At 70.7% G+C, this 810-nt stretch carries 2 protein-coding genes; both read left to right on the top strand.

Annotated features, from left to right (window positions below):
* Positions 1–433: rhodanese-like domain-containing protein (locus ACEN88_RS33115; RefSeq protein ID WP_413346542.1), on the top strand; the 433-nt coding region annotated here is incomplete at its 5' end.
* Positions 434–592: 159 nt separating this feature from the next.
* Positions 593–810: hypothetical protein (locus ACEN88_RS33110; protein WP_413346540.1), on the top strand; the 218-nt coding region annotated here is incomplete at its 3' end.

Raw genomic sequence — 810 nt, 5'->3', positions numbered from 1 at the left:
CCAGGTCTTCGGCGCCATCGATGCGTCCCGCCTGACGCAGGTCGCACACGCTGCCGCCGTGATCTGCCACGGCACCGACGTCGATGGCCTGGCCTGTACGACGGTGAACGCGCTGCGCGCAGCCGGCGTGCCGGGCCAGCTGGACCCGGACACGCTGGACGTCTTCCTGCGCCGCCACGCGGACGCGCTGCTCGTCGACGTCCGCGAAGCTGGTGAAACCGCGGCCGGCGCAATGACCTTGCACGGCCGCGCGGCGCACCACGTGCCGCTGTCGCGCCTTGCCGAGCATATGCCGGCATGGTTGTCCGATCCGGCACGGCCGATCGTGTTCGTCTGCCGCAGTGGGAACCGTAGCGCGAAGGCCGCCCTGTGCCTGCGCCGGGCGGGGCATGCGCAGGCGTGGACCCTCGTGGGTGGGCTCGCGCTCGCGTAAAACATACCGATCGTCAATGAGCGTTCGCTAACGCACAGTTTCCCGGCACCTGATTGCTTAGCATGGCGGCAGCCGTGCGCCCTCGTCTCACGCTTCATCCGAATGGTCGCGTCCCGCGTCAGCCGGCGGTCGATTGCGCACGCCACCACGAGGTTCCTGTTGAAAGAAGAAAAAGCGCTGCCGCCCGCAGCCGGCTTCGCCGATGACGACGCCCCGCTGCGCGCCGAACTGTTTTCCGCCGCCCAGATGGCCGTCCACGGCCGCCGCCTCGCCGCGCGCCATCAACTGGCCGACGCGCCGGGCAGCGACCGCCTGCTGGACCGCCTGGACGACAATGCCGCCGTCATCGCCGACGCCTGCGCCGGCCTCGCGCGCGC

Source organism: Massilia sp. CT11-108 (assembly GCF_047302915.1).
GTDB classification, from domain to species: domain Bacteria; phylum Pseudomonadota; class Gammaproteobacteria; order Burkholderiales; family Burkholderiaceae_D; genus Telluria; species Telluria orientalis.
The sequence above is the reverse complement of the archived record's forward strand: the minus strand, read 5'-3'. Positions and strand labels throughout refer to the sequence as shown.